General features: G+C 66.5%; 17 protein-coding genes. 3 read left to right on the forward strand and 14 right to left on the reverse strand.

Features of this window, described 5'->3' with window-relative positions; genetic code table 11:
• Positions 1-64: 64 nt before the first annotated feature.
• The 11 genes from lpxD to rpsB all read right to left on the reverse strand — a co-directional run bounded on the left by lpxD (position 65) and on the right by rpsB (position 11,641).
• Positions 65-1,144, reverse strand: a complete 1,080-nt coding sequence (lpxD, locus tag BLA15945_RS17870; RefSeq protein WP_174993034.1) for a UDP-3-O-(3-hydroxymyristoyl)glucosamine N-acyltransferase — start codon at positions 1,142-1,144, stop codon at positions 65-67.
• 16 nt (positions 1,145-1,160) lie between these two features.
• Entirely contained in the window at positions 1,161-1,658 is a 498-nt protein-coding gene (locus tag BLA15945_RS17875; protein WP_059233856.1) for an OmpH family outer membrane protein, read from the reverse strand.
• A 64-nt stretch (positions 1,659-1,722) separates the two neighbouring features.
• Complete coding sequence (bamA, locus tag BLA15945_RS17880) at positions 1,723-4,032, reverse strand: outer membrane protein assembly factor BamA (RefSeq protein ID WP_059233855.1); 2,310 nt, start codon at positions 4,030-4,032, stop codon at positions 1,723-1,725.
• Positions 4,033-4,093: 61 nt separating this feature from the next.
• On the reverse strand, positions 4,094-5,464 hold the full coding sequence (gene rseP / locus BLA15945_RS17885) for an RIP metalloprotease RseP (protein WP_174993035.1): 1,371 nt from the start codon (positions 5,462-5,464) through the stop codon (positions 4,094-4,096).
• Positions 5,465-5,475: 11 nt separating this feature from the next.
• Positions 5,476-6,672, reverse strand: a complete 1,197-nt coding sequence (locus BLA15945_RS17890; protein ID WP_174993036.1) for a 1-deoxy-D-xylulose-5-phosphate reductoisomerase — start codon at positions 6,670-6,672, stop codon at positions 5,476-5,478.
• A 15-nt stretch (positions 6,673-6,687) separates the two neighbouring features.
• Positions 6,688-7,509, reverse strand: coding sequence for a phosphatidate cytidylyltransferase (locus BLA15945_RS17895; RefSeq protein WP_059233852.1), 822 nt, complete (start codon positions 7,507-7,509; stop codon positions 6,688-6,690).
• Positions 7,503-8,285 (reverse strand): polyprenyl diphosphate synthase, encoded by a 783-nt coding sequence (gene uppS, locus BLA15945_RS17900; protein WP_006478494.1) that lies wholly within the window; start codon positions 8,283-8,285, stop codon positions 7,503-7,505. The genes BLA15945_RS17895 and uppS overlap by 7 nt, the downstream gene beginning before the upstream one ends.
• Positions 8,286-8,334: 49 nt before the next feature.
• Positions 8,335-8,895 (reverse strand): ribosome recycling factor, encoded by a 561-nt coding sequence (gene frr / locus BLA15945_RS17905; RefSeq protein ID WP_048248629.1) that lies wholly within the window; start codon positions 8,893-8,895, stop codon positions 8,335-8,337.
• Between the two features lie 91 nt (positions 8,896-8,986).
• Positions 8,987-9,700, reverse strand: coding sequence for a UMP kinase (pyrH, locus tag BLA15945_RS17910; RefSeq protein ID WP_011352459.1), 714 nt, complete (start codon positions 9,698-9,700; stop codon positions 8,987-8,989).
• Between the two features lie 156 nt (positions 9,701-9,856).
• Positions 9,857-10,738: a translation elongation factor Ts gene (tsf, locus tag BLA15945_RS17915; protein WP_043190814.1), complete on the reverse strand. Its 882-nt coding sequence runs from the start codon at positions 10,736-10,738 to the stop codon at positions 9,857-9,859.
• Positions 10,739-10,900: 162 nt separating this feature from the next.
• Positions 10,901-11,641, reverse strand: coding sequence for a 30S ribosomal protein S2 (rpsB, locus tag BLA15945_RS17920; RefSeq protein WP_006752149.1), 741 nt, complete (start codon positions 11,639-11,641; stop codon positions 10,901-10,903).
• 378 nt (positions 11,642-12,019) lie between these two features.
• Here rpsB and map point away from each other — a divergent pair, with 378 nt between their 5' ends.
• From map to BLA15945_RS17935, 3 genes are read left to right on the forward strand one after another with little or no spacing between them, the layout of a single operon-like run.
• A complete protein-coding gene (map, locus tag BLA15945_RS17925) occupies positions 12,020-12,835 on the forward strand; it encodes a type I methionyl aminopeptidase (RefSeq protein ID WP_059233851.1) in 816 nt (271 codons plus the stop codon).
• A 45-nt stretch (positions 12,836-12,880) separates the two neighbouring features.
• Positions 12,881-15,457: a [protein-PII] uridylyltransferase gene (locus tag BLA15945_RS17930; RefSeq protein ID WP_059233850.1), complete on the forward strand. Its 2,577-nt coding sequence runs from the start codon at positions 12,881-12,883 to the stop codon at positions 15,455-15,457.
• 16 nt (positions 15,458-15,473) lie between these two features.
• Complete coding sequence (locus BLA15945_RS17935) at positions 15,474-17,606, forward strand: pseudouridine synthase (RefSeq protein WP_174993037.1); 2,133 nt, start codon at positions 15,474-15,476, stop codon at positions 17,604-17,606.
• An 80-nt stretch (positions 17,607-17,686) separates the two neighbouring features.
• Here BLA15945_RS17935 and def read toward each other — a convergent pair whose 3' ends face one another.
• The 3 genes from def to BLA15945_RS17950 all read right to left on the reverse strand — a co-directional run bounded on the left by def (position 17,687) and on the right by BLA15945_RS17950 (position 21,735).
• On the reverse strand, positions 17,687-18,220 hold the full coding sequence (def, locus tag BLA15945_RS17940) for a peptide deformylase (protein ID WP_174993038.1): 534 nt from the start codon (positions 18,218-18,220) through the stop codon (positions 17,687-17,689).
• Entirely contained in the window at positions 18,217-20,292 is a 2,076-nt protein-coding gene (ligA, locus tag BLA15945_RS17945; protein ID WP_059233848.1) for an NAD-dependent DNA ligase LigA, read from the reverse strand. The genes def and ligA overlap by 4 nt, the downstream gene beginning before the upstream one ends.
• Positions 20,293-20,457: 165 nt before the next feature.
• Complete coding sequence (locus tag BLA15945_RS17950) at positions 20,458-21,735, reverse strand: cell division protein ZipA C-terminal FtsZ-binding domain-containing protein (RefSeq protein ID WP_059233847.1); 1,278 nt, start codon at positions 21,733-21,735, stop codon at positions 20,458-20,460.
• Between the last annotated feature and the right edge of the window lie 64 nt (positions 21,736-21,799).

Here is a 21,799-nt window from a genome sequence, read left to right on the forward strand (position 1 = left end):
CCCAGTCTGGCAAACCGGGCCGGTTGCGCTGGCCGTGCCCGGTTCGTGGTCTCGCATGATGCGCTCAGGCGTCCGTGCCGCCCTGGGCGGCGAGCGCGGCTTCGAGCACCTTGATGCGCTCGCGCAGCTTGTCGAGGTTGCGCACGAGCGCGGCGCTCTTGTTCCATTCGCCGTGGTCGACGGCCGGAAACGCGCTGGTATAGATGCCGGCCTTCGGCAGCGACTTCGATACGCCCGACTTCGCGGTGATGATGACATAGTCGCCGAGCGTCACGTGGCCGGCGATCCCGGCCGCGCCGCCGATCATGCAGTGGCGGCCGATCGTCGTGCTGCCCGCGATGCCAGCGCTGCCGGCGATCACCGTATAGGCGCCGATCCGGCAGTTGTGGCCGATCTGGACCTGGTTGTCGATCTTCACGCATTCCTCGATGACGGTATCCGCCATCGCGCCGCGATCGATCGTCGTGTTCGCGCCGATTTCGACGTCCGGGCCGATCGTCACGCCGCCGACCTGCGGGATCTTGACCCAGCTGCCGGTGCGCGCGTCGCCGTCGCCGACGAAATCCGGTGCAAAGCCGAAGCCGTCGGAGCCGATCACGGCGCCCGAATGGACGATCGCGCGCGGGCCGATCTTGCAGCCGTGGTACACCGATGCGTTCGGATAGAAGTGCGAACCGGCGCCGATCGTCGTGCCGCGGCCGACGAAGACGTTCGCGTCGAGCTGCACGCCGTCCTCGATCACCGCGCCGGCCTCGACCGTCACGTGCGGGCCGATCACCGCGCTCGCGGCGATCTTCGCGGCCGGATCGATCGTCGCGCTCGGATGCACGCCGGCGGCGCGCTGCGGCGTGGCCAGGTCGATGAACATCTGCGCGACGCGCGCGAAGTACGCGTACGGATTCGGCGTGACGATGAAATTGCGGCCGCTAGCGGCCGCACCCAGCTTCTCCAGATCCTTCGGTGCGATCAGCACCGCGCCTGCCCGGGTCGTCTCGACCTGCGACAGGTACTTCGGATTCGCGAGGAACGCGAGTTGCTGAGGGCCTGCCTGGTCGAGCGGTGCGAGCCCGCCCACCTTGCACTGTGCGTCGCCGGCGATCTCGCCGCCGAACCGCTTTACGAGTTCCTCAAGCGTCAATGCCATTCGTCGTCTGCTCCGTTCAGTTCGTCGAGCCGGACGCGAGCGCCTTGAGCACCTTGTCGGTGATGTCGATGCGCGGGCTGACGTACACGGCTTCCTGCACGATCAGGTCGTAATTCTGCTGCTCGGCGATCTGCTTGATGACCTTGTTCGCCCGCTCCAGCACGGCCGCCAGTTCCTCGTTGCGACGCTGGTTCAGGTCTTCGCGGAACTCGCGCTGCTTGCGCTGGAAGTCGGTATCGAGCTGGGCGAGATCGCGCTGCTTCTGCGCACGATCGGCAGCCGACAGCGACGCGCCGTTCTTGTCCAGCGAATCGGACATCGACTTCAGGCGCGCGCCCAGGTCCTGCAGATCCTTGTCACGCTTCGCGAACTCGGCTTCGAGCTTCGTCTGCGCCGCCTTCGCGGGCACCGACTCGCGCAGGATCCGATCCGAATTGACCGCCGCAATGCGGGCGACGTCCTGTGCGTGCACCGTTGCCGCGCCCAGGGCCAGCGCAACGGTCAGCGCGCACATCACTCGTTTCGAAAACTTACCGGTTAGCAAAATTACCCTCTCGTTGCTGTTGTCATGCGTTCGGTCAGAACGCCGTCCCGATCTGGAACTGGAATTTCTGGTACTGGTCGCCTTCGTGCTTCTGCAGCGGGAAACCGAGGCTCAGCTTCAGCGGGCCGATCGGCGAGATCCACGCGAGACCCACACCGTAGCCGTAGCGCAGGCCGTTCGCGCCCGTACTCGTGCCGCCCGGTGCGTTGCCCCACACGTTACCGCCGTCAAGGAACGTGAACACGCGCAGCGTGCGGTCGTAGCCGGTGCCCGGCAGCGGGAACGTCAGTTCGATGTTGCCGACGAGCATCTTCGAACCGCCGATCGGGTCGTTCGTCTTCGTGTCGCGCGGGCCCAGCGAGCTCGGCTCGTAGCCACGCACGGAGCCGATACCGCCCGCGTAGTAGTTCTTGAAGATCGGGTACGGGTTGCCGATACCGTTGCCGTAGCCACCCTGCAGGTTCATGCCCAGGATGAAGCCGCGCGAGAACGAATAGTAGTATTGCGCCTGCAGGTCGGCCTTGTAGTACTGGATCTTGCCGACCGGCACGCCGTACTCCATGTTCGCCTGCGTGAAGTAGCCGCGGCTCGGAATCAGCGCGCTGTCACGCGCGTCGCGCGACCAGGCCACCGTCAGCGGCACCGTGTTCGACACGCGGCCGAACTGGTTCACATAATCCTGGTAGCTCTGCGGCGTGTTCGAATCGACGTCGAGGCGGTTCTGCTCGAAGCCCGCGCCGAAGTAGACGGTGTCGACTTCCGAGAACGGAATACCGAACTTCAGGTTGCCGCCCGCGCTGATGATCCGGAAGCTCGAGCTCGTCGAATAGTACAGCGGCTGGTACGTACGGTAGTAGACGTCCGTGATCCGCTTGATGCCGTCGACCGTGAAGTACGGGTCGACCTGCGTGACGGTCAGCGTACGGTAGCTCTTCGCGGTGTTGACGTTCACCGACAGGCTGGTACCCGAACCGAACACGTTGTCCTGCGACACGCCGGCCGACAGCACGACCTTGTCCGTCGATGAGAAGCCCGCGCCCAGCGTGATGGCGCCGGTCGGCTTTTCGTCGACCTTCACGTTCACGTCGACCTGGTCGTTCGTGCCTTCGACCGGCACCGTCGTCACGTCGACGTTGGTGAAGTAGCCGAGACGGTTGACGCGATCTTTCGACAGCGCGAGGCGGTTCGAATCGAACCACGAGCTTTCGAGCTGGCGCATTTCGCGGCGCACCACCTCGTCGCGCGTGCGCGTGTTGCCGACGACGTTGATGCGGCGCACGTACACGCGGCGGCTCGGATCGACGACGAGGTTCAGGTTCACCTTGTGGTTCGCCTGGTCGATGTCCGGCTGCGCGTTGACGGTCGCGAAGGCGTAGCCGTATTCACCGAGCTTGTCGACGATCGACTTGGTGGTCTGCTGGAGCTTTTCGGCCGAGAAGCGGTCGCCCGGCTTGATCTTGATCAGCTTGGTGAGTTCGGCCTCGCGATCGAGCAGGTTGCCCGACAGCTTGATGCCCGACACCGTGTACGGCTCGCCTTCGTGCAGCGTGACCGTCAGGTACATGTCCTTCTTGTCGGGCGAGATCGACACCTGGGTCGACTCGATGTTGAACTCGAGGTAGCCGCGGTTCAGGTAGTACGAGCGCACGGCCTCGAGGTCGCCGGTGAGCTTTTCCTTCGAGTACAGGTCGTTCTTCGTGTACCAGGAGAACCAGTTCGGCGTCGACAGCTGCATCTCGTCGCGCAGCTTACTCGTGCTGAACGCCTTGTTGCCGATGAAGTTGATCTGGCGGATCTTCGCGCTCGGGCCTTCGGCCACCGCGAACAGGATCGACACGCGGTTCGCATCGACCGGCGTGATCGTCGTCTTGACCTCGGCCGCATAGAAGCCGCGCGTCAGGTACTGGCGCTTGAGCTCCTGCTCCGCCTTGTCGACGAGCGCCTTGTCGTAGTAGCGGCCGTCGGCGAGGCCGACGGCGCGCAGCGCCTTCGTCAGGTTGTCCTTGTCGAATTCCTTCGTGCCGGTGAAGTCGATCGACGCGATGGCCGGACGCTCCTGCACCTGCACGATGACGACGTTGCCTTGCGTCGCGATGCGCACGTCGTTGAAAAAGCCCGTCGCGTACAACGCGCGGATTGCTTCGGATGCCTTGTCGTCCGTGAAGGTATCGCCCTGCTTGATCGGCAGATAGGCGAACACCGAACCCGCTTCGACGCGCTGCAGCCCCTCGATCTTGATGTCTTGCACCACGAACGGTGCCGCTGCATGCGCCGCGAGGCCGTGAGCGGCGAGCGCGGCCGCTGCAACTGTCTTAGGTACAAAGCGATGAGGTTTGAACAACATGCATCCCCAATATTTAGCTGCATCAAATCGGGCGACTGCCGAGCAGCGGCCGCCTGACGCTTCAGAAATGGATTAACCGAGCCAGATCGTTGAACAGCGCGATCGCCGACAATGCGACGATGCAGATCAACCCGGCTCTTTGCAGAATCAGCTGCCAGCGCTCCGAGACGGCTTTCCCGGTCGCGGCTTCAACCGCATAATATAACAGATGCCCCCCGTCCAAAACGGGAATCGGCAACAAGTTCAGGACGCCAAGGCTAATGCTGACAAGGGCGAGGAACGACAGGAACGCCGACGGACCGAGCCGCGCGCTCTTGCCTGCGTAGTCGGCGATCGTCACCGGGCCGGACAGGTTCTTCAGCGATGCGTTGCCGGTGATCATCCGCCCGAACATCTTCAGCGAATACACGGAAATGTCCCACGTGCGGTGCGCGCCGAGCCGCAGGCTCTCGATCGGCCCGTAGCGCACGTCGACGGACGGCGCGTGCATCGACAGCGCCGCGCCGATCCGGCCGACCTGCTGCCCCGATTCGTCGTCGCGCTGCGTCTGCGGCACGATCGACACCGTCTGTGTGGCGCCGTCGCGCTCGATCTGCAGGTCGAGCGCCTGGCCCGCGTGGTGCTTCACCGAATCGATGAAACGCGTTGCGCCGCCGATCGGCTTGCCGCCGAGCGCCACCAGCTTGTCGCCCGCCTTCAGCCCGGCCTGCTCCGCCGCGCTGCCCGGCTGCACGGATGCGACCGACAGCGTGCCGCCGCCGGTCTCGAAGCCCAGATGGGCCATGAAATCGTCGTCGAGCTGGCTATCGGGAACGTTGCGGAGGTCGACGCGGAAATCGAACGTCGCGTTGCCGTCGCGCGCGCCGAGCACGATCTCGCGGTGGTCGAACGCGGCCGACAGCAGCTTCCAGCGCAAGTCCGACCACGACCGCACCGGCTCGGACTCGCCGCCCTGCGCGTTGCGGATCGACACGACCGTCTCGCTGCCGTCGAAGCCCGCGCGGGCCGCCACCGTGCCGGCGGCCGGCGGCGCGACGATCGCGGCCGGCTCGGTCACGCCGGTAGCAAACACGATCGAGAACAGCGCGATTGCCAACAGGAAGTTCGCAATCGGCCCGGCCGCGACAATCGCGATCCGCTTGTAGACGGATTGCCGGTTGAACGCCTGCCCGAGCTCCTCGGGCTGGATGCCGGGGCCCGGATCGCGCTCGTCGAGCATCTTCACGTAGCCGCCGAGCGGCAGCACGGACAGCGTCCACTCGGTGCCGGTCCGGCGGCTGACCCAGCGCGCAATGGGCTGGCCGAAGCCGATCGAGAAACGCAGCACCTTCACGCCGCACCAGCGCGCGACGCGATAGTGTCCGTACTCATGCACGACGACCAGTACCCCGATCGCCACCGCAAACGCGACCAGTTCGACCAGCACGTTCATGAGCACCCCATTCAGACAGTACGCTCCACGCGTGGCGCAGGCGCTTTCGCAATGATCTCGGCGGCGAGGCGGCGTGCCTCGGCATCCGCCGCCAGGACATCGTCGAGCCCGTCGGGCGCGCGGTTCGGCAGTGCGTTGAGCACGGAGTCGACCGTCGCCGCGATCGCCATGAAGCCGATCCGGCGCTCGAGAAATGCTTCGACCGCAACTTCGTTCGCCGCGTTCAATGCGGCGCTCGCGATGCCGCCTTCCTCGAGTGCCTTCAGCGCGAGCGCGAGGCACGGGAAGCGCGCGTAGTCGGGCTTCTCGAATGACAGCTGCGCGATCTGCGCGAGGTCGAGCTGGTCGACGCCCGCGTCGACGCGCTCGGGGAATGCGAGCGCATGCGCGATCGGCGTGCGCATGTCGGGATTGCCGAGCTGCGCGAGCACCGAGCCGTCACGGTACGACACGAGCGAATGGATCACGCTCTGCGGATGGATCAGCACGTCGATGCGATCGCCCGGCAGCCCGAAGATCCAGTGCGCCTCGATCACCTCGAGGCCCTTGTTCATCATCGTCGCCGAATCGACCGAGATCTTGCGGCCCATCACCCAGTTCGGGTGCTTGCACGCTTCGTCCGGCGTCACGTCGACGAGCGTGGCCGGCTCGCGCGTGCGGAACGGACCGCCCGACGCAGTCAGGATGATCTTCGAGATCCCGCCGTGCTCGGCCGCGTCGCGCGGCATGCACTGGAAGATCGCGTTGTGTTCGCTGTCGACCGGCAGCAGGATCGCGCCGTGGTCGCGCACGGCGTCCATGAAGATCGCGCCCGACATCACGAGCGCTTCCTTGTTCGCGAGCAGGATCCGCTTGCCGGCGCGCGCAGCCGCGAGGCTCGGCGCCAGGCCGGCCGCGCCGACGATCGCCGCGACCACCGTATCGCAGCCATCGCTCGTCGACACGTCGACGAGCGCCTGCGGGCCGTACAGCACGGCCGTCTTGCTGCCTGCCCCGCGCAGTTTCGCTTCGACGTGTGCGGCCGTCGCGGCATCGCCGACCACCGCCACTTCGGGCGCGAAGCGCAGACACTGCTCGACGAGCTTGTCGCCGTTGCGGTGCGCAGTCAGCGCGTAGACCGAGAAGCGCTCGGGATGGCGGGCGACCACGTCGAGCGTGCTGTCTCCGATCGAGCCCGTGGAACCGAGCAATGTCAGACGTTTTTGCATAACAGAATTAATGGTTTAACCAAGCAGCAGCATCGCGAGCGGCAGCACCGGCAGCAGCGCGTCGACACGGTCGAGCACGCCGCCGTGGCCGGGCAGCAGTCCGCTCGAATCCTTGACGCCCGCCTGCCGCTTCAGCAGCGACTCGAACAGGTCGCCGATCACGCTGTACGCAACCAGCAGCGTCAGCGCAGCCCACGCGCCGGACATCCCGTAGCGGGCGGCAAATGCAGAAAACAGGGTCGGCTCGAACGCATGCGCGGCCATCGCGGCACCGGCGACGACCATCACCGCCAGCCAGCCGCCGATCGCGCCTTCCCAGCTCTTGCCGGGGCTGATCGTGATGGCCAGTTTACGCTTTCCGAAGGCCTTGCCCGCGAAGTATGCACCGATATCGGCCAGCCAGACGACCAGTAGCAGCGACAGCACGAACGGCACGCCCTGCGCACGCGCCGCGACGAGCGCATGCCAGCAGGCCGCGAACACGATCAGGCCGGCGGCGAGCAGGAACGGCCGCCAGACGCCGCCCGCGAGTTCGGGCTTGCGCCGCAGCGCGAACGGACCGACCAGCAGCCAGAACACGCCGGCCGCCATGAAAAGAGGGCGAGATCCGGCCGCATCGACGCCGAGCGGCGTGGTGGCCGCCAGCGCAAGCGCCGCGACGACCGCATAGACGACCGGGCCGGCGCCGCCGAGCTTCAGCAGGCGCGCCCACTCCCACGCGGCGAACACGAGCACGGCGCCGATCAGCGCGCCGAACGCCGTGAGCGGCGCGAACAGCGTCACCGGCAGCAGCACTGCCAGCATCACGATCGCCGTGATCACACGGGTTTTCAGCATGAAAGGGAGTCGGCGTTTTGCGATTGCGGTTCGAGCTGCGCACTCGTGCGCCCGAAACGGCGCTCGCGCTCGGTATACGACGCCATCGCGTCGGCCAGTGCCGCGCCGTCGAAGTCCGGCCAGTATTTGTCGGTGAAATAGAACTCGGCGTACGCGAGCTGCCACAGCAGAAAGTTGCTGACGCGCTGCTCGCCGCCCGTACGGATGAAGAGATCGGGCTCCGGCGCATAGGCCATCGCCAGGTGCGGCGCGAATGCGTCCTCGGTCACTTCGACCTCGCGACCTTCGCGCACGGCTTGCTCGACGAGCTTCTTCGTCGCCTGCAGGATGTCCCACCGGCCGCCGTAGTTGGCCGCGATGGTGAGCGTCAGGCGCGTATTGCGCGCCGTCTTGGTTTCGGCGCGGCGAATCAGTTCGCGGATGCGCGGCTCGAAACGGTCGAGATCGCCGACGACACGCAGGCGGATCCCGTTTGCATGCAGCTTGCCGACCTCGCGCTCGAGCGCAGTGATGAACAGCCGCATCAGGAACGACACTTCGTCGTTCGGCCGGCGCCAGTTTTCCGAACTGAACGCGAACAGCGTCAGGTATTCGACGCCGGCGCGCGCGCAACCTTCGACCACCGCCCGGACGGCATCGACGCCGCGGGTGTGCCCCGCGACGCGCGGCAAGCGGCGTTCGGTCGCCCAACGGCCGTTGCCGTCCATGATGATCGCGATGTGACGCGGCACGACGCCGACGTCAGGCACGCGAACGGTAGAGCTGGTATAGGTCATGGCCGTTGAGACAGTAATGCGGGAAGAAGGCGGCGCGCGAGGACGGTCGTCAGACCGTCATGATCTCGGCTTCCTTGCTCTGCACGAGCTTGTCGATTTCGGCAACGTGCTTGTCGGTCAGCTTCTGCACGTCGTCGCTCGCACGGCGCTCGTCGTCTTCCGAGATTTCCTTGTCCTTCACGAGCTTCTTGAGCGCTTCGTTCGCGTCGCGGCGCAGGTTGCGGATCGCGACCTTGGCCGTTTCGCCTTCGCTCTTCACGACCTTGGTCAGCTCGCGGCGGCGCTCTTCCGTCAGCGCGGGCATCGGCACGCGGATCAGATCGCCGGACGTTGCCGGGTTCAGGCCGAGATCGGCTTCGCGAATGGCCTTCTCGACCTTTGCGACCATCGGCTTTTCCCACGGCTGCACACCGATCGTCCGTGCGTCGACGAGCGTCATGTTGGCAACCTGCGAGATCGGCACCATCGACCCGTAGTAGTCAACCTGCACGTGATCGAGCATGCCGGTGTGCGCACGGCCCGTACGGATCTTTGCCAGATCGCTCTTGAATGCATCGATCGAGCGCTGCATCTTTTGCTCGACGCCCTTCTTGGTATCAGCGACACTCATTTCAACCTCCGAACCTTCAAACCTTCAAAGAACGCGGGCCCCGCCCGGCGCAGGACATACGCCGCGGCCGACGACCCGCATCCGCGGGAGTTTACACGTGGACGAGCGTACCTTCGTCCTCGCCCAGCACGATGCGCTTGAGCGCGCCCGGCTTGTTGATCGAAAACACGCGAATCGGCAGCTTCTGGTCGCGGCACAGCGCAAAGGCCGTCGCGTCCATCACCTGCAGATTGCGGCTGATCGCCTCGTCGAAAGTGATCGTCGTGTAACGCGTGGCCGACGGATCCTTCTTCGGATCGGCAGAATATACGCCATCGACCTTGGTCGCCTTCAGCACGACCTCCGCGCCCACTTCCGAACCGCGCAGCGCGGCGGCCGTGTCCGTCGTGAAGAACGGGTTGCCCGTACCGGCCGCGAAGATCACGACGCGGCCTTCCTCGAGCTGGCGGATCGCGCGGGGCCGGATGTACGGCTCGACGACCTGGTCCATGCGCAGCGCGGACTGCACGCGCGCCTCGATGCCGGCGTGGCGCATCGCGTCCTGCAGCGCCAGCGCGTTCATCATCGTCGCGAGCATCCCCATGTAGTCGGCCGTCGCGCGGTCCATGCCGGCCGCGCCACCCGCGACACCGCGGAAAATATTACCGCCACCGATCACGACCGCGAGCTGCGTACCGAGACGCACGACTTCGGCAATATCGGCCACCATCCGTTCGATCGTCGCGCGATTGATGCCGAAGGCATCGTCGCCCATCAGCGCTTCGCCGGAGAGTTTGAGAAGGACGCGTTTATAGGCATTGGACATAGGGGCTTCCGAGCGACGAGAGGATGACAACCACGAACTGTAGGGGCGAAATACTGATTCGGGCAAGCGCCGACGACCGGACCGGGGTTCCCGGCCGGCCGGCAGCGCCGCCGGCCGCGGCGGAGCGGACGCCCGCCGCGGATACTGCCTGACTGCTTACTGCTGTTTTGCTGCTGCGACTTGCGCGGCCACTTCGGCGGCGAAGTCGTCCTGGCGCTTCTCGATGCCTTCGCCGACGACGAACAGCGAGAACTTCTGCACGGCGGAATCCGCCGCCTTCAGCATCTGCTCGATCGTCTGCTTGTCGTTCTTCACGAACGTCTGGTTCAGCAGCGACACTTCCTTCAGGTACTTCTGGACGCTACCGTCGACCATCTTCGCGACGATTTCAGCCGGCTTGCCCGATTCCGCAGCCTTCTGCTCGGCCACGCGGCGTTCCGTCTCGATCAGTTCTGCCGGCACGTCGGCCGACGACAGCGCGACCGGCTTCATTGCCGCGATGTGCATCGCGACGTCCTTGCCGACCTGCTCTTCCGCGCCCGTGTACTCGACGATCACGCCGATACGCGCGCCGTGCAGGTACGTTGCGATCTTGTTCGCGGTTTCGAAACGGACGAAACGGCGGATCGAGACGTTCTCGCCGATCTTGCCGATCAGTGCCAGGCGCACTGCGTCGACCGTCGAGCCTTCGAGCGGCAGCGCCGACAGCGCAGCCACGTCGGCCGGGTTTTGCGTCGCGACGAGTTCTGCAACCGTCTTCGAGAATGCGAGGAAGTCGTCGTTCTTCGCGACGAAGTCGGTTTCGCAGTTCAGTTCGACCAGCGCGCCTGCATTGCCGCCGACGAACGATGCGACGACGCCTTCAGCCGTCACGCGCGATGCCGCCTTGCTCGCCTTGTTGCCGAGCTTGACGCGCAGCAGCTCTTCAGCCTTGGCCAGATCGCCGTCGGCTTCCGTCAGCGCCTTCTTGCACTCCATCATCGGTGCGTCGGTCTTTGCGCGCAGTTCTGCCACCATGCTTGCGGTAATTGCCGCCATCATTCGCTCCTTGAGTCTGTATTCACAACGCCGCCCGCTTGGACGCGAACGGCCGAGATTCGTTTCCGGACCCGCGCCGATTCGGCGCGATCAGGTCCGGCGCACAAGCTTAAAAAAAGGGGGCCTGTTGAGAGCCCCCTTTTTGCGCCGGCTCGGGGCCAGTTACGCGTTTTCCTCGACGTACTCGTCGTCGCCGCGTGCGGCCTGGACCACTTCGTTGACCGCATTCGCACGGCCTTCGAGGATCGCGTCGGCCACGCCTTCGGCGTACAGCGCGACTGCCTTGCTCGAGTCGTCGTTACCCGGGATCACGTAATCCACACCTTCCGGCGAGTGGTTCGTATCGACCACGGCGATGACCGGCACGCCCAGCTTGTTCGCTTCCGTGACGGCAATCTTGTGGTAGCCGACGTCGACGACGAAGATTGCGTCCGGAATGCCGCCCATGTCCTTCACGCCGCCGATCGACTTCTGCAGCTTGGCGATTTCGCGTTCGAACAGCAGCGCTTCCTTCTTGCTCATCTTCTCGAGCTCGCCTGCCTCGACTGCCGCTTCCATGTCCTTCAGGCGCTTGATCGATACCTTCAGCGTCTTGAAGTTGGTCATCATGCCGCCGAGCCAGCGTGCGTTGACGAACGGCATGCCTGCGCGCTGCGCTTCCTGGGCGATCGTGTCACGCGATTGACGCTTCGTGCCGACGAACAGGATCGTGCCGCGGTTCGCTGCCAGCTGGCGCACGTACTTCTGTGCGTCCGTGAACATCGGCAGCGTCTTTTCGAGGTTGATGATGTGAATCTTGTTGCGGTGACCGAAAATGAACGGAGCCATCTTCGGGTTCCAGAAGCGCGTCTGGTGACCGAAGTGGACACCTGCTTCCAGCATTTGGCGCATCGTAACTGCCATGTAAATTCTCCACGAGGGTTGGGTCTTAAGCCGGCCGCCGTACCGCCGCGCGAACCCGCCCCGAAGGGCACCGATTCCACGCGGCCGGCACCCTGGTTGCGCCGGCTTGCGATTCGGCACGTGCAAAACGCCCGTGCCGTAAGCCTTTCATCGCCATGCCGCCCCAAGATGGGGCAAATTCGGCATTTGGATATCGACTTAGCCAAAGAGTATAGCACGCCGATTTGTCCGCTCTCAAGTCGCTCGCCACTTTCGCTAGCCGTGCGGCAGCCGGCCGGACAATCCGCGAAAACCCGCATCCGCGCGGCCGGCAGGGGCTGCGAGGCCCGCCATAAGGTGCGATAATCCGTCAATTCACCGCATTCCAGGCATACCTCGATGGCTATTACGCTCAAAAACGAACACGATATCGCGGAGATGCGCGTCGCCTGCCGTCTCGCCAGCGAAGTGCTCGACTTCATCACGCCGCACGTCGTCGCGGGCATCACGACCGCCGAACTCGATCGCCTCTGTCATGAATTCATGCTCAACGAACAGGGCACGATCCCGGCGCCGCTGAACTACCAGCCGCCCGGCTATCCGCCGTACCCGAAGGCCACCTGCATTTCGGTCAACGACGTGATCTGCCACGGCATTCCCGGCGAGAAGGTGATCAAGAACGGCGATGCGCTGAACATCGACATCACCGTGATCAAGAACGGCTACTTCGGCGACACCAGCCGGATGTTCATCGTCGGCGAAGGCTCGATCCTCGCGAAGCGTCTCGTGCAGACCACCTACGAATGCATGTGGCTCGGCATCGACCAGGTCAAGCCCGGCGCGCACCTCGGCGACATCGGCTACGCGATCCAGAAGCACGCGGAAGCGCAGGGCTACAGCGTCGTGCGCGAATACTGCGGCCACGGCATCGGCACGGTGTTCCACGAGGATCCGCAGGTCGTCCACTACGGCCGTCCGGGCACCGGCATCGAGCTGAAGGCCGGGATGATCTTCACGATCGAGCCGATGATCAACGCCGGCAAGCGCGACATCCGCACGATGCCCGACCAGTGGACGGTCAAGACGCGCGACCGCAGCCTGTCCGCGCAGTGGGAGCACACGGTGCTCGTCACCGAGACCGGCTACGACGTGCTGACCGTGTCGGCCGGCACGCCGGCGCGCCCCGTGTTCGCGCAACCGGCCGCCGCCGTCTGAGCGCCGTCGCGCCAGCCCGCCCCACCCGCACCTGAACGGCCGCCCATGAGCGCTCACGCCGCCCCCTCGCCCGACGCGCTGTCGCGGCGCGCCGAATTCAAGGCCGCCAAGACGGAGATGCTCGAGCGCTTTCGCCGCGCGACGAACGTCGCGTCGCTGATGCACGCGCTGTCGAAACTCACCGACGATGCGCTCAAGCGCGTGTGGGACGACTGCGGGCTGCCCGCGACGCTCGCGCTCGTCGCCGTCGGCGGCTACGGGCGCGGCGAGCTCGCGCCCTATTCCGACGTCGACATCCTCGTGCTGCTGCCCGACGCGCACGATCCGGCACTCGACGCATGCATCGAGCGCTTCATCGGGATGGCGTGGGATCTCGGCCTCGAGATCGGCAGCAGCGTGCGCACGGTCGCGCAGTGCATCGAGGAGGCATCGCAGGACGTCACGGTGCAGACCTCGCTGCTGGAAGCGCGCCGCATCGTCGGCAGCACCGCGCTGTTCGAGCGTTTCACGGTGCACTACCACGAGGCGCTCGACGCCCGCGCGTTCTTCACCGCGAAGGTGCTCGAGATGCGCCAGCGCCACGCGAAGTTCCAGGACACGCCGTACAGCCTCGAACCGAACGTGAAGGAAAGCCCCGGCGGGCTGCGCGACCTGCAGACGATCCTGTGGATCGCACGCGCGGCGGGCTTCGGCAGCAGCTGGCGCGAACTCGATACGCGCGGTCTCATCACCGATCGCGAAGCGCGCGAACTGCGCCGCAACGAAGGATTCCTGAAGACGCTGCGCGCGCGCCTGCACGTGATCGCCGGCCGCCGCCAGGACATGCTCGTGTTCGACCTGCAGACGCAGGCCGCCGAGAGCTTCGGCTACCAGCCGACGCAGGCCAAGCGCGCGAGCGAGCAGCTGATGCGCCGCTACTACTGGGCCGCGAAAGCCGTCACGCAGCTCGCGACGATCCTGATCCAGAACATCGAGGCGCAACTCTTCCCCGCGACGAGCGGCATCACGCGCGTGCTGTCGCCCGACCGCTTCGTCGAGAAGCAGGGCATGCTCGAGATCGTCGACGACGGCGTGTTCGAGCGCCATCCCGACGCGATCCTCGAAGCGTTCCTGTTGTACGAGACGACCCGCGGCGTGAAGGGCCTGTCCGCCCGCACGCTGCGCGCGCTGTACAACTCGCGCGAAATCATGAACAACGCGTGGCGTCGCGATCCGCAGAACCGCGACACGTTCATGCAGATCCTGCAGCAGCCCGAAGGCATCACGCACGCGTTCCGGCTGATGAACCAGACGAGCGTGCTCGGCCGCTATCTGCTGAACTTCCGCCGCATCGTCGGCCAGATGCAGCACGACCTGTATCACGTGTACACGGTCGACCAGCACATCCTGATGGTGTTGCGCAACATCCGCCGCTTCGCGGTGGCCGAGCATGCGCACGAATACCCGTTCTGCAGCCAGCTGATCGGCAACTTCGAGCGCCCGTGGGTGCTGTATGTCGCGGCGCTGTTCCACGACATCGCGAAGGGCCGCGGCGGCGACCATTCGACGCTCGGGATGGCCGATGCGCGACGCTTCTGCCGCGAGCACGGCATCGTCGGCGACGACGCGTCGCTGATCGTATGGCTCGTCCAGCATCACCTGACGATGAGCCAGGTCGCGCAGAAGCAGGACACGAGCGACCCCGAAGTCATCAAGCGCTTCGCCGAAGTCGTCGGCAACGAACGCTACCTCACCGCGCTGTACCTGCTGACCGTCGCCGATATCCGCGGCACGAGTCCGAAGGTGTGGAACACGTGGAAGGGCAAGCTGCTCGAGGACCTGTACCGCATCACGCTCGCGGTGCTCGGCGGCGCGAACCCCGACGCGCATTCGGAGCTGAAGTCGCGGCAGGAACAGGCGCTCGCGCTGCTGCGCCTCGAGACCGTCCCCGACGATGCGCACCGCGCGCTGTGGGATCAGCTCGACGTCGGCTTCTTCCTGCGTCACGATGCGGCCGACATTGCATGGCAGACGCGCGTGCTGTACCGGCACGTGAACGCCGAAACCGCGATCGTCCGCGCGCGGCCGTCGCCGATCGGTGACGCGCTGCAGGTGCTCGTGTACGTGAAGGACCGCCCCGACCTGTTCGCGGGCATCTGCGCATATTTCGACCGCAACGGGCTGTCGGTGCTCGATGCACGCGTCAGCACGACGCGGCACGGCTATGCGCTCGACAACTTCATCGTCACGCAGACCGAACGCGACGTGCGGTACCGCGACATCGCGAATCTCGTCGAACAGCAGCTCGCGACGCGGCTCGCCGAAACCGCCCCGCTGCCGGAGCCGTCCAAGGGCCGCCTGTCGAGGCTGTCCCGAACGTTTCCGATCACGCCGCGCGTCGACCTGCGGGCCGACGAGCGCGGCCAGTACTACATCCTGTCCGTGTCGGCCAACGACCGGCCGGGCCTTCTCTATTCGATCGCGCGCGTACTCGCCGAGCATCAGATCGGCGTCCATGCGGCGCGGATCAACACGCTCGGCGAACGCGTCGAGGACATCTTCCTGCTCGCGGGTGCCGGCCTGTCCGACAACCGCCTGCAGATCCAGCTCGAAACCGAATTGCTGCGTGCGATCGCAGTCTGAATGAATTCAAGCGTTTATGCGCACCAAACTAACCGTCAAGAATCCGAAGCCGGCGTCGCCGACCCGCGCCCCTGTCCGCTCCGGCAGCCTCGTCGCCCGCAAGGCGGTGCGTCCCGCTACGCCGCCGGCAGGCGACAAGCCGGCGCGTCCGAAAAAGGCCGCCCCGGCCGCCGCCGGCGAACGCTCGTTCAAGCCGCGCGGGGCCGCAGGCGCCGAGCGCCCGGGCGCGGATCGCGCACCGGCCAAGCGCGCGCCGCGTGACGGCGGTGCCGAACGCAGTCCGCGCGCGCCGTATCGCGACAACGCAGGCGGTGAAGGCGCGAAGCGCAGCTTCGGCGACCGCCGCACGTCGTCGGATCGCCCGCCGCGCCGTGATGACGATTCACGTCCGCGCCGCGCAGGTGGCGAAGGCGGTGCACGTGCGCCGTATCGCGACAACGCATCCGGCGAAGGCGCGAAGCGCAGTTTCGGCGATCGACGCACGTCGTCCGATCGTCCGCCGCGCCGAGATGACGATTCACGTCCGCGCCGCGCAGGTGGCGAAGGCGGTGCACGTGCGCCGTATCGCGACAACGCATCCGGCGAAGGCGCGAAGCGCAGCTTCGGCGATCGCCGCACGTCGTCCGATCGTCCGCCGCGCCGTGACGACGATGCACGTCCGCGCCGCGCAGGTGGCGAAGGCGGCCCGCGCGCGCCCTATCGCGACAATGCATCCGGCGAAGGCGCGAAGCGCAGCTTCGGCGACCGCCGCACGCCGTCCGATCGCCCGCCGCGCCGTGATGACGATGCACGTCCGCGCCGCGCAGGTGGCGAAGGCGGTGCACGTGCGCCGTATCGCGACAACGCAGCCGGCGAAGGCGCGAAGCGCAGCTTCGGCGATCGCCGCACGCCGTCCGATCGCCCGCCGCGCCGTGACGACGATGCACGTCCGCGCCGCACAGCCGGCGAAGGCGGCCCGCGCGCGCCCTATCGCGACAACGCATCCGGCGAAGGCGCAAAACGCAGCTTCGGCGACCGCCGCACGTCGTCCGATCGCCCGCCGCGCCGCGATGACGATGCACGTCCGCGCCGCGCAGCTGGCGAAGGCGGCCCGCGCGCGCCCTATCGCGACAACGCATCCGGCGAAGGCGCGAAGCGCAGCTTCGGCGACCGCCGCACGTCGTCCGATCGCCCGCCGCGCCGTGATGACGATTCCCGTCCGCGCCGCGCAGGCGCCGACGAAGGCAAGCGCCCGTCCTACCGCGACAAGGCAGCCGGCGAAGGCGCGAAGCGCAGCTTCGGCGACCGCCCGGCCCGCCCCGCACGCGACGGCGAGCGCCGCTCGTTCGGCGCGGTCAAGACCGCGCAACCGGTCAAGCGCGTTTCTGCCGACGTCGACTACGGCGACGAAACGGGCCTGATGCGCCTGTCGAAGCGGATGTCCGAGCTCGGCATGTGCTCGCGCCGCGAAGCCGACGAATGGATCGAAAAGGGCTGGGTGCTCGTCGACGGCGAACGCATCGACACGCTCGGCACCAAGGTCCGCGCCGACCAGAAAATCGAGATCGACGAGCGCGCGAGCGCCGCGCAGGCCGCGCAGGTGACGATCCTGCTGCACAAGCCGGTCGGCTATGTGTCGGGTCAGGCGGAAGACGGCTACGAGCCGGCGGCCGTCCTGATCACGCGCGCGAACCGCTGGAGCGGCGATCATTCGCCGGTGCGCTTCTCGCCGCAGCACCTGCATGCGCTCGCACCGGCCGGCCGGCTCGACATCGACTCCACCGGCCTGCTCGTGCTGACGCAGAACGGCGTGATCGCGAAGCAGCTGATCGGCGAGCAATCGGACATCGACAAGGAATACCTGGTGCGCGTGCGCTTCGGCGAGCAGCTGATCGACATCGACCAGCACTTCCCGGCGGAATCGCTCGCGAAGCTGCGTCACGGCCTCGAACTCGACGGCGTCGCGCTGAAGCCCGCGCTGGTGAGCTGGCAGAACGGCGAGCAGCTTCGCTTCGTGCTGCGCGAAGGCAAGAAACGCCAGATCCGCCGCATGTGCGAACTGGTCGGCCTCGACGTGATCGGCCTGAAGCGCGTGCGGATGGGCCGCGTGATGCTCGGCGCGCTGCCGCAAGGCCAATGGCGCTATCTGTCGGCCGACGAGACGTTCTGACCGCAGGCGAGCCATGTGCGCCATGCAATGAAAAAGCCCGCGCAAGCGGGCTTTTTTCTTGTCTGCCGGAAGCCGGGCGATCAGTCGTCGCCGGTCGGGTCGAGCCCCGGGAACAGCACTTCGGTGAAGCCGAAACGCGTGAAGTCGGTGATCCGCATCGGATACAGCTTGCCGATCAGGTGATCGTATTCGTGCTGGACCACGCGCGCGTGGAACCCGTCGGCGACGCGGTCGATCTTCTCGCTGAACTGGTCGAAGCCGCTGTAGCGCACCTTCGCATAGCGGCTGACGACGCCGCGCATGCCCGGCACCGACAGGCAGCCTTCCCAGCCCTCTTCCATGTCCGGCGGCATGTACTCGACCTTCGGATTGATCAGCACCGTCTCGGGCACCGGCGGCGCATCCGGGTAGCGGTTGTTGTTGCCGAAGCCGAAGATGATGATCTGCAGCCCGATGCCGATCTGCGGCGCGGCCAGCCCGGCGCCGTTCGCATGGTGCATCGTCTCGAACATGTCCGCGACGATCTCGTGCAGTTCGGGGGTATCGAACCGCTCGACCGGCTTGGCGATTTCGAGCAGGCGCGGATCGCCCATCTTCAGGATCTCGCGAATCATGGCGTATTGCCCTCCAGGAGTTGGTGCAGACCATCTTCGTCCAGCACGGGGATGCCGAGTTCCTCGGCCTTCACGAGCTTGCTGCCGGCTTCGGCGCCCGCGACCACGTAATCCGTCTTCTTCGATACCGAGCCCGCAACTTTCGCGCCCGCCGCTTCGAGCATCTCCTTCGCGGCATCGCGCGTGAGCGTCGGCAGCGTGCCCGTCAGCACGACCGTCTTGCCGGCCAGCACGCCCTGCGGCGCCCTCGGCGCGGGCGGCCCCTCCGGCCACGTGACCTTGCCCGGCGCGCGCAGCTGCTCGATCACGGTCCGGTTGTGCTCTTCCGCGAAGAACTGGTGAAGCGACTCGGCGACGATCGGCCCGACGTCGTTGACTTCGAGCAGCGCCTCGAGCGACGCGTCCATGATCGGCGTCAGCGAGCCGAAGTGCTTTGCGAGATCCTTCGCGGTCGATTCGCCGACATGGCGGATGCCGAGCCCGTAGATGAAGCGCGCGAGCGTCGTGTGCTTCGCCTTCTCGAGCGAATCGAGCAGATTCTGGGCGGACTTCTCGGCAAAGCGGTCGAGCTCGGCCAGCGTCGCGAAACCGAGATTGAACAGGTCGGCCGGCGTGCGCACGAGATTCAGCTCGACGAGCTGGTCGATGATCTTCTCGCCGAGCCCGTCGATGTCGAGCGCGCGGCGCTGCGCGAAGTGCCACAGCGCCTGCTTGCGCTGCGCCGGGCAAAACAGGCCGCCCGTACAGCGCGCGATCGCCTCGTCCGGCAGACGCTCGATCTTCGAGCCGCACACCGGGCATTCGGTCGGCATCACGAATTCCGCCGCATCGGCCGGACGCCGGTCGAGCAGCGCGCCGACGACCTCCGGAATCACGTCGCCCGCGCGGCGCACGATCACGGTGTCGCCGATCCGGATGTCCTTGCGGCGCACTTCGTCCTCGTTGTGCAACGTCGCGTTGGTGACGGTCGCGCCGCCGACGAACACGGGCTCGAGACGCGCGACCGGCGTGATCGCACCGGTGCGGCCGACCTGCACGTCGATCGCGACGAGCTTCGTCAGCGCTTCCTGTGCGGGGAACTTGTGCGCGAGCGCGAAGCGCGGCGCGCGCGACACGAAACCGAGGCGCTCCTGCTCGTCGCGCCGGTTGACCTTGTAGACGACGCCGTCGATGTCGTACGGCAGCGATTCGCGCTTCTCGCCGACGTTGCGGAAGAAGTCGAGCAGGCCTTCGGCGCCCTGCACGACCGCACGTTCGCGGTTCACCGGCAGGCCGAGCGACTCGTACCAGTCGAGCAGCGCGCTGTGCGTGTCGGGCATCGGCATCCCGTCGAGCACGCCGATCCCGTACGCGAAGAACGACAACGGACGCTGCGCGGTGATCTTCGAGTCGAGCTGGCGCAGGCTGCCGGCCGCCGCATTGCGCGGGTTCGCGAATTCACGCTGCTCGGCCGCGCGCTGGCGTTCGTTCAGGCGTGCGAAATCGCGCTTGAACATCAACACCTCGCCGCGCACGTCGAGCACGGCCGGCACGTTCTTGCCCTTCAGCTTCAGCGGAATCGAGCGGATCGTGCGCACGTTCTCTGTCACATCCTCGCCCGTCGTCCCGTCGCCACGCGTCGATGCCTGCACGAACACGCCCTGCTCGTAGCGCAGCGAGATCGCGAGCCCGTCGAACTTCAGTTCGCATGCGTATTCGACAGGCTCGGTCACCGAGCCGGCGAGATCCGTCGTCTTGTCGAGCGCATCGGCGATGCGCTTGTCGAACGCGACGATGTCTTCGTCGGCGAAACCGTTGTTCAGCGACAGCATCGGCGCATCGTGGACGACCGGCGTGAAGCCGCCTGCCGCTTCGCCGCCCACGCGTTGCGTCGGCGAATCGGGCGTCACGAGTTCGGGATGATCGGTTTCGAGCTGCTGCAGCTCGCGGAACAGCCGGTCGTATTCGGCGTCGGGCAGATCCGGCTGGTCGAGCACATAGTAGGCGTAGTTCGCCCGCTCGAGTTGGTCGCGCAGCCACGCGGCGCGCGCGTCGGGCTGGCTGGCTGGCGGTTCGGCTTGGGTTCGGGCCATGCTGGCGGCAGAGTCGCTCTGAAAAATCGGATGCCCGATTATCTCAGTTTGACGCCGCGGCGGGGCGTGCAATGCAAGCCCGATGCGCGTGTTGCAGCGCACACGAAGCGGTGTGCGCTGCCATGACGGACAGCGACGCCGAAGCCCGCCGTCCGCGCCATCGCGTTACTGGCTGAAGAGGCGGCGCGTGACCGGCGAACCGGCCGGGATACCCGCTTCTTCGAGCTTCGCATACAGCTTCATCAGCTGCTGCTCGATCGCGAGCAGCGTCGATTCCGGCAGCGGCCGGCGCGAATCGTCGACGACGCGCGCGCCGATGCGTTCGGACAGCGACTTCGCGTAATCGCACATCAGCCGGAACGGCAGGATGTCCTCTTCGGCGACCGGTACGTCGAGCACCAGCGTGATCATGTTGCCGCCCTTGTACGTGAGGTCGTCACGCAGGAAGTTCGTATCGCCGAATTGCAGCATGAACACCGGGTTCTGCTTCGCGTCGAGCTTCACGAAACGCGTGCCGTCGCGCGACAGCAGCAGCCCGTCCTGCGATGCGACCGCCTGCACGTAGTTCGCCGACCACGGCGCGCCGTCCGACATCACGTTGATCGACAGCTGCGCGTCGCACTGCGCGGCGAACGCGTCGAGCTCGCGCGCCATCGCGACGGTTTCCATCATGTCCGGGAATTCCGGTGCGCCGTCGATCGCGTCGGCGAACTGCTGGACCCCCGTCACGAATTCGGAGAATTCGAGTTCGTTCAGCGCGCCGCTGCGGTTCGCGAGCTGGGCTGCCGCGCGCAGTTCTTCGTAGCGCACGCCGTTCTGCAACAGCTCCCACTGGCCGCCTTCCGGCTTGCCTTCGATGTGCACGGGCTTGCTGCCCGCGCGGCGCAGCCGCTGCGCGGCCGGCAGGATCTTGTCGCCCGGCAGCAGCCCGGCGAGGCGGATCGGCACGATGCAGTCGATCCGGCGGTCGACGATCGCCGGCGGCGCCGACGAGATCGTCGTCGCGGCAGGCAGCACGGGTTCGGTCGGCTCGGCCGCGCCGGCCGGCGCTTCGTGCGCGGCGGCAGGCACGGCGTCTTCACCCGCAGCCGGCTCGGTCACTTCGGACTGCGTGTCCGCGCCCGTTGCCTCGGCCTGCAGATCGGCCGGCATGTCGGCCGGTGCCGCACCACCGAACGTCGGCTCGACGCGCGCGGCTTCAGCCGTCGCAGCGGCGGCGGCCGCGACCGGTGCCGCGGGCTCGCGGCGCACCGGCTGACGCACCGGTTCGATGAACGGCAACTCGTCATCGCGCTCGGGGCGATTCATCGCCTCGGCCGCTTCCTCCGGCATCGGGCGCGGCATCCTGCGCCGCACTTTCGCACCCTGCCACGCGTTGTAGACCACGACGCCGCCCACCACGACAGCGCCCGCGCCGATCAAACCGAGTGTCAACTCGTCCATGCACGCTCCATCAGCAATTCTTTTTCGTCGGGACCGCGAACGGGCGCCTCATGCGCCGCGCGAA

This window comes from Burkholderia arboris (genome assembly GCF_902499125.1).
In the GTDB taxonomy this organism is placed as follows: Bacteria; Pseudomonadota; Gammaproteobacteria; order Burkholderiales; family Burkholderiaceae; genus Burkholderia; species Burkholderia arboris.

What these genes read in the sequence shown, in the direction of transcription:
- lpxD (WP_174993034.1), bottom strand. Translation starts at nt 1,144, where the DNA reads ATGGCATTGACGCTTGAGGAACTCGTAAAGCGGTTCGGCGGCGAGATC.
- BLA15945_RS17875 (WP_059233856.1), bottom strand. Translation starts at nt 1,658, where the DNA reads ATGTGCGCGCTGACCGTTGCGCTGGCCCTGGGCGCGGCAACGGTGCAC.
- bamA (WP_059233855.1), bottom strand. Translation starts at nt 4,032, where the DNA reads ATGTTGTTCAAACCTCATCGCTTTGTACCTAAGACAGTTGCAGCGGCC.
- rseP (WP_174993035.1), bottom strand. Translation starts at nt 5,464, where the DNA reads ATGAACGTGCTGGTCGAACTGGTCGCGTTTGCGGTGGCGATCGGGGTA.
- BLA15945_RS17890 (WP_174993036.1), bottom strand. Translation starts at nt 6,672, where the DNA reads ATGCAAAAACGTCTGACATTGCTCGGTTCCACGGGCTCGATCGGAGAC.
- BLA15945_RS17895 (WP_059233852.1), bottom strand. Translation starts at nt 7,509, where the DNA reads ATGCTGAAAACCCGTGTGATCACGGCGATCGTGATGCTGGCAGTGCTG.
- uppS (WP_006478494.1), bottom strand. Translation starts at nt 8,285, where the DNA reads ATGACCTATACCAGCTCTACCGTTCGCGTGCCTGACGTCGGCGTCGTG.
- frr (WP_048248629.1), bottom strand. Translation starts at nt 8,895, where the DNA reads ATGAGTGTCGCTGATACCAAGAAGGGCGTCGAGCAAAAGATGCAGCGC.
- pyrH (WP_011352459.1), bottom strand. Translation starts at nt 9,700, where the DNA reads ATGTCCAATGCCTATAAACGCGTCCTTCTCAAACTCTCCGGCGAAGCG.
- tsf (WP_043190814.1), bottom strand. Translation starts at nt 10,738, where the DNA reads ATGGCGGCAATTACCGCAAGCATGGTGGCAGAACTGCGCGCAAAGACC.
- rpsB (WP_006752149.1), bottom strand. Translation starts at nt 11,641, where the DNA reads ATGGCAGTTACGATGCGCCAAATGCTGGAAGCAGGTGTCCACTTCGGT.
- map (WP_059233851.1), top strand. Translation starts at nt 12,020, where the DNA reads ATGGCTATTACGCTCAAAAACGAACACGATATCGCGGAGATGCGCGTC.
- BLA15945_RS17930 (WP_059233850.1), top strand. Translation starts at nt 12,881, where the DNA reads ATGAGCGCTCACGCCGCCCCCTCGCCCGACGCGCTGTCGCGGCGCGCC.
- BLA15945_RS17935 (WP_174993037.1), top strand. Translation starts at nt 15,474, where the DNA reads ATGCGCACCAAACTAACCGTCAAGAATCCGAAGCCGGCGTCGCCGACC.
- def (WP_174993038.1), bottom strand. Translation starts at nt 18,220, where the DNA reads ATGATTCGCGAGATCCTGAAGATGGGCGATCCGCGCCTGCTCGAAATC.
- ligA (WP_059233848.1), bottom strand. Translation starts at nt 20,292, where the DNA reads ATGGCCCGAACCCAAGCCGAACCGCCAGCCAGCCAGCCCGACGCGCGC.
- BLA15945_RS17950 (WP_059233847.1), bottom strand. Translation starts at nt 21,735, where the DNA reads ATGGACGAGTTGACACTCGGTTTGATCGGCGCGGGCGCTGTCGTGGTG.